At 66.5% G+C, this 648-nt stretch carries 1 protein-coding gene; it reads right to left on the bottom strand.

Annotation, left to right across the window (positions count from 1 at the left end; all coding sequences use genetic code 11):
* Positions 1-135: 135 nt before the first annotated feature.
* Entirely contained in the window at positions 136-564 is a 429-nt protein-coding gene (locus GEV06_28925) for a hypothetical protein (protein MPZ21866.1), read from the bottom strand.
* Positions 565-648: the final 84 nt, after the last annotated feature.

Consider the following 648-nt stretch of genomic DNA (forward strand, 5'->3'; position numbering starts at 1 on the left):
AGTCGATCCGCCTTGGCTTGCAGCCAAGGCGAGATGGTTCGAGTCCCGTCGACCCGCCAACGTATCCTTCAGTGAATCAAGGAGTCTCCGACCGCGCGGATCGCGGCTACCTCGAGTCGCCACCGGGAAGCCGAGTCACCGCGCGCGCTCACTCCGGAGCTCGGCGAGTGGCTGCGGCTGATCGACGCTCGAGGGCCCGCGCTCGGCGACAATGATCGAGCGGATCTCAAAGCGGATCCTTTCGTGTCGCCAGCGCTTGAGCAATCCGCGAACGGTTGCGAGCGCCTCACGCTCTTCCGGCGAGCTGCTGCTGTCCAGACGGTCGAGGATAGCGATCTCCAAGTCGGCAACGCCGCGGCCGTCCTGCAGCGGAATCAGGGAGATTCCCCGCAGATCCTTGATCAGATCCGGCCGGACCAGAATGAGGGCGCGGCGTCCGGGAAGTTGTGCGAGCTCCGCGACCGGCCGCTCGCGTGGAGAGGTGGCATTCGCCTTTCGCGCGCGCTCGAACAGCTTCACCAACGCCCACGCGGGATCCGGATGTAGCCCCTCGAGCCATCTCACGACATCGTCGGGCAGCGTGAGCGTGACCACCTGTGAGGGGCGGCCGAATTTGAGTGGTCGGCCGCGTGGCAGGGTGGTGCGGGC

Source organism: Luteitalea sp., assembly GCA_009377605.1.
Lineage (GTDB): Bacteria > Acidobacteriota > Vicinamibacteria > Vicinamibacterales > Vicinamibacteraceae > WHTT01.